Here is a 2,397-nt window from a genome sequence, read left to right as displayed (position 1 = left end):
AACGCATTGTTCAAAGATTAAAGTAATCATTTTTAATATTAAGGTAATATCAATGTCCATTACTCGCCCAGTCAAGAAGCCCCCGATCTCTGAGCATGATCAGGAGAAATTTATCAACTCTGCGCCTGACGGTTCTGAGGTCAAAAAGAAGGGCGTGATGAAAGGTAAGAAGCAGCAAATCACGTTCACAATCGACCCTGAGGTTTTGGAAAAGCTGGATGCACGGAGTGCCGGTGAAGGCGTGTCGCGGGCTGCGCTGATCAACATTGCCATCCGTCAATTGCTCAATAAAGGGGCAACAGTAGGCGGAGAGTAATCGTAGAGGGCGGAAACCTCTTAAGCATTAAAAAACATCATTAAACAATTAAATAACATTAAATAAATGTTTTTTAATATTAAAAAACATCAATAAAGCGTGCGCCGCTGATCGGTGTTTCCACCAGCAATGCTAAATTTGATGCAGATCCATCTTTTGAGGGATTAGGCTTGTTTGAGCTTGGTCACCGGGTTATGTTGGTTCCGCTTTCAGGAATGGTATTGCGTTACGTTCCCCGCGTCAGCGGGGTGTTACCATTGCCGGAAGCGCAGAAAGGCCAGTCATAGACTGGCCTTTTTGTTTGTCACACCAGGTTCACCTGGTCACGCCTGGTGAACGATTTCTACAAAGGCAAGCACGCCGTTATCCTGTGCCAAACGCGGATCGTCAATACATGCCGCCTCATCGCTCGGGGCAGGGGTGTGGCCGCCATCTTCAGCCAACACTTCCATATACTGTTTGAACGATAGCTCCGCATCTCGCAGTGCCTCATCAAACGTATCACCCGCAAAGAAGCAGCCAATTGCATCTACGAAATAGCCGTCGTAAGTGCCGCTTTTAGTCATAAAAACGAAAACCGGGTAGCGCATCAAACCTCACTTCTTAACAAGAGACGAGCCTTTCACTGACGGGTTGCTTTCGTAGCCGCCAAGCTTATCAAGCTCTGCAATACGAGCATTGAACTCTGCATATTCAGGGGCGCTATCTTCATAGGCGGTAATCTTGTCACAGATGATTTTGAATAGCGGATGATCTATGTCGTGCTCAACGAGATGTTCAGCCAGCACTAAAGCCTCTTCATACGCCTGCTTGCTTGGATTGCCTCCAAGCATAGGAACAGCCTTAACAAGGTTATCGTAGGCATCAAGCGCGCCAGAAATCATCATTGATGCCTTCCAACGATCATGCGTGGCCTGCAAGTTAAGCCAGAACTCTGCCGACATATTAAACAGGGCAGAAAGCTGCCCGGCTTCATTGGCTGTAATGCGGTGGCTTCCATCAATAATCTGGCAGATCAGCTCCAGCGGCACCTGCATTTTGTCAGCCAGCTGCTGTTGGGAGATGTTAAGTGGTTTCAAAAACTCTTCCACCAGCATCACGCCCACTGGCGTTGGCTCTGCGGTAATGGTGTCCATCATTTTACCTCATACGGGAAAACCGGTAGGGCTTGCGCCCTTCCGGTATCAATCGTCGGTCAGTTGGCCGACGCGGCAGTTATAAAGTTTGGCAAATTTTTCCAGTGTACCCGCCTGTGGCCTTTCGCTTTTTTCCATCTTAGACACGTTAGCCTGTGTCACACCCAGTTGGTCAGCTACGTCCTTCTGAGACATGTTGCGATGAATGCGCCATGCAGCAAGCAGTGAGACGCCTTTTTTAATCACAATGCCGATCACCTCACTGGGGATGGTTTCATCGTCGTTCTCGCCGGGAGTGTAAGGGACTTGCTCCCATAGTTCCGGGATGTCAGCACTCTCTACAAGGCGATTAAATGTCTCGATAGGCACCACCACTGAGATACGGTTTCCGGCCTCATCAGTTAAATATTGTACTTTCATCGTTTTCTCCAAGATTGAGGATCTCTCAATCAGTATCCAAATGCTTAGAATAGTGTCACTTATAAATCGAGGGGATAAGGCGGGTTTCCCCGCCTGTCCTTAGTAAGTTCTGCTTGTGCGTCTTAGTACCGCTTGGATTTGAATGATGACCGGGTCCCCTTTCACCCATGCAAATATCAGGCGGTAATTCCCAACACGGAGTCGATATTTTCGGCCTTTTCCTTTCAGAGCCTTAATATCCTTCTTCACATTTGGAAAGTTTTTGAGCGCATTGCCTTCCTCATAAACATGTTCAATGTCACCACTGTCGATGTTACGAAGCTGCTTTTGCGCCTTATTAGTCCATTTGACGTTAGGCATTATTCCCTCGATTTTTTAAAGAACGTGTTCCTTGCGGAACACAGCTAATATAACCTAGCTAGGTTATATTGCCAAGCATTTTGTTATATTTTTATAGCCTTTCTTTGTTTTTGGTTATTTTGGGGCAAAAAAACCGCCCCGGAGGGCGGCTGGTGTCGGCTTGGT

At 47.2% G+C, this 2,397-nt stretch carries 5 protein-coding genes; 1 reads left to right on the top strand and 4 read right to left on the bottom strand.

Annotated features, from left to right (window positions below):
- On the top strand, positions 1-316 hold a 316-nt coding region (locus CYR55_RS22590; protein ID WP_206604062.1), incomplete at its 5' end, for a ribbon-helix-helix domain-containing protein.
- 323 nt (positions 317-639) lie between these two features.
- Here the strand turns inward: CYR55_RS22590 and CYR55_RS22585 are convergent.
- From CYR55_RS22585 to CYR55_RS22570, 4 genes are all read right to left on the bottom strand, one after another.
- Positions 640-906, bottom strand: a complete 267-nt coding sequence (locus tag CYR55_RS22585; protein ID WP_101818550.1) for a type II toxin-antitoxin system HicB family antitoxin — start codon at positions 904-906, stop codon at positions 640-642.
- Between the two features lie 6 nt (positions 907-912).
- A complete protein-coding gene (locus CYR55_RS22580; protein WP_241522216.1) occupies positions 913-1,455 on the bottom strand; it encodes a HigA family addiction module antitoxin in 543 nt (180 codons plus the stop codon).
- Positions 1,456-1,500: 45 nt separating this feature from the next.
- On the bottom strand, positions 1,501-1,872 hold the full coding sequence (locus tag CYR55_RS22575) for a helix-turn-helix domain-containing protein (RefSeq protein WP_101818549.1): 372 nt from the start codon (positions 1,870-1,872) through the stop codon (positions 1,501-1,503).
- 99 nt (positions 1,873-1,971) lie between these two features.
- Positions 1,972-2,232, bottom strand: coding sequence for a type II toxin-antitoxin system RelE family toxin (locus CYR55_RS22570; protein ID WP_101818548.1), 261 nt, complete (start codon positions 2,230-2,232; stop codon positions 1,972-1,974).
- Positions 2,233-2,397 lie beyond the last annotated feature (165 nt).

Origin of the sequence: Chimaeribacter californicus, from assembly GCF_002858675.1 — a bacterium.
In the GTDB taxonomy this organism is placed as follows: domain Bacteria; phylum Pseudomonadota; class Gammaproteobacteria; order Enterobacterales; family Enterobacteriaceae; genus Chimaeribacter; species Chimaeribacter californicus.
Note: the sequence above shows the minus strand (reverse complement) of the source record. Positions and strands in the feature narration are given on the sequence as shown.

Excerpts from the sequence above, each read along its gene's own strand:
- CYR55_RS22570 (WP_101818548.1), bottom strand. The coding sequence starts at position 2,232 with ATGCCTAACGTCAAATGGACTAATAAGGCGCAAAAGCAGCTTCGTAAC.
- CYR55_RS22580 (WP_241522216.1), bottom strand. The coding sequence starts at position 1,455 with ATGATGGACACCATTACCGCAGAGCCAACGCCAGTGGGCGTGATGCTG.
- CYR55_RS22585 (WP_101818550.1), bottom strand. The coding sequence starts at position 906 with ATGCGCTACCCGGTTTTCGTTTTTATGACTAAAAGCGGCACTTACGAC.
- CYR55_RS22575 (WP_101818549.1), bottom strand. The coding sequence starts at position 1,872 with ATGAAAGTACAATATTTAACTGATGAGGCCGGAAACCGTATCTCAGTG.